This is a genomic window from Streptomyces sp. MMG1533, from assembly GCF_001279775.1.
Classification (GTDB): Bacteria; Actinomycetota; Actinomycetes; order Streptomycetales; family Streptomycetaceae; genus Streptomyces.
Window position 1 is genome coordinate 1 of sequence record NZ_LGDG01000076.1, and the last position, 3062, is coordinate 3062.

The following is a 3062-nucleotide window of genomic DNA, read 5'->3' on the forward strand; positions in this document are numbered from 1 at the left end:
CATCTCGCCGACCCACTCACCCATCGCCACACAACGAGTCTGGCCCTGCCGCTCACGCGGCAGGGCCAGAACCCCAAGATCTTCATCAGCCTTCTAGGCGCCGTCCTCCAGCCCCCAGCTGTGGATCCGCCGCGGATGGATGCGGATCACGTCCTCGCTGAAGTGCGGGCCCAAGTCGTGCGGGCCGGTGAGGAGTTCGGCCTCGCCCCGGATGTCGATCCCGCGCACCTTCCACGGCTTCACGCTGACGATGTCGTCGACGACCAGGGCGACCTTCGGGTTCTTCCGGAGGTTGCGCCACTTCTTGGTGCGGCCCATTGCATAACCGGCGACCAGGATGGTCCCGTCGGGCCGGGGGTGGAAGCCGACCGGGTTCGCCTGGGGCTGTCCGTGCGGGTCGGCGGTGGCCAGTCGTCCCAGGCGCTGGGACCTGAGGTATGCGCGCTCGGCCTCGCTGAATTCGGTCATGACAGCCAGCCAAACACTCCTGCCCGCCCGGCGCATCGGATTCCCGCCCTGGTTCTCGGGACCTACGACGGAATCCGACGGGGCGACCGGACGGGGCGACCCGACGGGCCGCCGGGCTCATCCCCACAGCACCGCCCCCAGCCACGCCCCCATGATCAGCAGGCAGGTGAACAGCTCCGTCAGCACGCTGGAGCCGCCCGAGCGCATCGCCGTACGCAGGGCCGCCATCGCCTCGCCGTGGCGGCCGAGCCGGAGCCGTTCGCACAGGTAGATGCCGCCCATGAAGCCGGGGATCGCGCCGAGCACGGGGATCAGGAAGAAGCCGACGAACGCTCCCACGCCGGCGTACACGCCCATCCGCGGAGTGGCGCCGCTCGTTCGCAGCCGTCGGGGCGGCAGCGCCCAGCGCACCACCTGGGACAGGAACAGGGCGACGGTGGCGCTCACGAGGACGGCCCAGGCGAGCGGCTGCGGATCCTTCAGCGCCCACCACATGACCGCGGCCCACACCAGCCAGGACCCCGGCACACCGGGTACCAGCACTCCGCCCACACCGAGCAGAATGACCAGGCCGACCAGCAGGAGGTCCACCACTCCCATCTGTCCAGGGTGCCGGAGGCCCGGCGAAGGCGCAGGTCAGCAAGGATCGCAGGCCCCTCACCAGGCCCGCTCCCGTGCCACCCACCCCCGCTCGTACGCATGCCACCCCAGCTGCAGCCGGGTCGTCACACCGGCCAGCTCCATCAGCCGCTTCACCCGGCGCTGTACGGTCCTCAGGCCCAGGTCGAGCTGTTTGGCGACGCTGGCGTCGGTCAGTCCGGCGAGCAGCAGGGACAGTACCTCCAGGTCGGTGTCGTCGGGCCCGTCCGGCCGCTCCTCGGTGACGCCCGACGCGCCGATCCTGAGCGGCAGCGCGCCCTGCCACACGGACTCGAAGAGGCCCTGCAACAGTTCCAGCAGCCCGCTCGCGTGCACGACGAGCGCGGCCGGTTCCGCGGTGTGCGTGGTCAGGGGCACCAGAGCGAGAGACCGGTCGGCGACCACCAGCTTGGTCGGCACCCGGTCCACCACCCGCACCCGCTCGTCGCGGCCCGGCGCGGCGGACAGCTCGCTGATTCCGCCGGCCAGGTCCAGCACCGACCGCTCGACCACCACCCGGTGGCGGACCCCGCGGTCCGCCGCCCGCTCCGCCGCCTGCTCCTCCGCCTCGTTCCCCACCCCGGTGACGACGACCGGACGGCCGGTGACCAGCGCGCACACCTCCTTGCTCGCCCCCAGCTGGAGCTGGAGGAAGCGCCGGGAGACCGCGGCCGCACCGATCACCGCCTCGACCAGATCGTGCACGCCGGGCTCGGCGGCCGCCGCCCGGTACTCCTCGGTGAGCAGCGCGCCCGGCGCCACCTCCGGCGGTGCGGCGACCCAGCGCCCCGGCCGGGCCGACGACCGGGCCGCGAGTCCGTGCAGCTCCAGCCGGCGCAGGGCCCGCTCGGTGGCCTGCTCGCCGAGCGTCGGCCGCCGCGCGAGATCGGTCAGGTCCGCGGCGCCGACCGACACCAGCGCCCGGTACGCCGACTCGTGCGTGTCGTCGAGCCCTATCGCTGCCAGCATCGGGCGTCGCCCCTCCCAGAAACCGTGTTGCGCGTGCGTGGCGGAAAACGGCCACGGCGCAAACCCGCCTCGGCACATCATGGCCGTACCACCCGCCCCTCTGACAAGGTGTCGCCACCGCAGCATCAACCCCCGCCCGTAATGCCCGCCTTGGGCCTCCGTGGCCTGCGCCTTCGCGCCCAGGGGCAGTACCTGCTCGTGCGACGAAGGACCGACCTGGACCAAGGCGCCGACCGTCCGGATCGGCGGGGCGTGGCAGGCGGTCGTCGATCACAGCGTCCACTCGCTCGACACGCCGTTCGACGGGTGGTGCGGCGCCGGATTTTCCGGATGCCCCGTTTTCATAGCGCCCGCGCGGTGGACAATTGGGGGCATGAGCCAGCAGGGGGGAAAGCCCAGCGGTCACGAGGACGACTGGTGGGGGCAGCTGTACGACGACACCACCGAGGACACGGGCCCCACGGCCACACCCGACTCACTGGACGACCGGTTCGCTTCGGCGGCGGGGACGGTGGAGGGAGGGGGCGCGTCCCGGGCGGACACGGAGGGCGGGGTCCCGGCGCCGCGTCCCGCCCCGGCCGGTGTCGCGGCGGGCGGGGTCTCCGCGCCGCGGTCCGGTGACGTCGACGTCCCGGACGGAGAGGCTTCCGCGCCGCGCGCCGATGGCGTCGGGGCGGTGGAGGTCCCCGGGCGACCGGAGTCCGGGCGCCCGGACTCCGGGGGACAGCGCGCCCCTTGGGAGCCGCCGCCCGACTCGCCCCCGGGGCCCGCGACCTTCCCACCCGGACCGAACCGGCCGGGATTCGCGGAGCAGCCGCCGCCCTGGGGGCGTACGGCACCCGAGCAGCCGCCGTCCCGTGGCCGTGCGGCCGTCGAGCAGCCGACGCCTCCTGGCCGCACGGCCGCCGCGACCGGTGGCCGCACCTCCACGGAGACCCCCACCACGACCGTGCCCGCCTCACGGACGCCCCCGGGCACACCCCCGC

3 protein-coding genes and 1 pseudogene are annotated in these 3062 nt (G+C 73.7%); 1 reads left to right on the forward strand and 3 read right to left on the reverse strand.

Annotation, left to right across the window (positions count from 1 at the left end):
• Window positions 1–93: 93 nt before the first annotated feature.
• The 3 genes from ADK57_RS11170 to ADK57_RS11180 form a co-directional block, all read right to left on the reverse strand.
• The gene (locus ADK57_RS11170) at window positions 94–468 is read right to left on the reverse strand and encodes a PPOX class F420-dependent oxidoreductase (protein WP_053749248.1); all 375 of its coding nucleotides are present in this window, start codon (window positions 466–468) and stop codon (window positions 94–96) included.
• 117 nt (window positions 469–585) lie between these two features.
• The gene (locus ADK57_RS11175; protein WP_053749249.1) at window positions 586–1068 is read right to left on the reverse strand and encodes a DUF456 domain-containing protein; all 483 of its coding nucleotides are present in this window, start codon (window positions 1066–1068) and stop codon (window positions 586–588) included.
• A 57-nt stretch (window positions 1069–1125) separates the two neighbouring features.
• Window positions 1126–2076: a helix-turn-helix transcriptional regulator gene (locus ADK57_RS11180; protein ID WP_053749250.1), complete on the reverse strand. Its 951-nt coding sequence runs from the start codon at window positions 2074–2076 to the stop codon at window positions 1126–1128.
• A gap of 373 nt (window positions 2077–2449) precedes the next feature.
• On the opposite strand from ADK57_RS11180, the pseudogene ADK57_RS51025 reads away from it, so the two are divergent.
• Window positions 2450–3062 (forward strand): annotated as a pseudogene (locus ADK57_RS51025) (hypothetical protein); the annotation flags it as partial.

Coding starts and splice junctions, on each gene's coding strand:
- ADK57_RS11170 (WP_053749248.1), bottom strand. CDS start 468: ATGACCGAATTCAGCGAGGCCGAGCGCGCATACCTCAGGTCCCAGCGC.
- ADK57_RS11180 (WP_053749250.1), bottom strand. CDS start 2,076: ATGCTGGCAGCGATAGGGCTCGACGACACGCACGAGTCGGCGTACCGG.
- ADK57_RS11175 (WP_053749249.1), bottom strand. CDS start 1,068: ATGGGAGTGGTGGACCTCCTGCTGGTCGGCCTGGTCATTCTGCTCGGT.